Here is a 227-nt window from a genome sequence, read left to right on the forward strand (position 1 = left end):
TGGCTGGCCTGTCCACGTTGCGTAGCGGCGGGCAATGGCAGAAGCGGAGGCCATCTCACTAAATGGCACAGCTGTTCTCTGAACAGGGTCAATGGATAAGAGTGTGTATCCTAATTCACCACCGAGGAGATCAAATCCCCGGTGCAACTGGCCATCTTTGATCAACGCTCCGCCAATGCCTGTGCCAATCACGATCACAGCCACATCCTTGCAGTCCACGCCGTTCC

General features: G+C 55.5%; 1 protein-coding gene. It reads right to left on the reverse strand.

Translation table 11 applies throughout. From position 1 onward, the window contains the following. A partial coding sequence (locus CHH91_RS19320) for an ROK family protein (RefSeq protein WP_353615341.1) occupies window positions 1–219 on the reverse strand: 219 nt, incomplete at its 3' end. Window positions 220–227: the final 8 nt, after the last annotated feature.

The sequence above is a fragment of the Virgibacillus sp. 7505 genome (genome assembly GCF_002272135.1).
Lineage (GTDB): Bacteria > Bacillota > Bacilli > Bacillales > Amphibacillaceae > Terribacillus.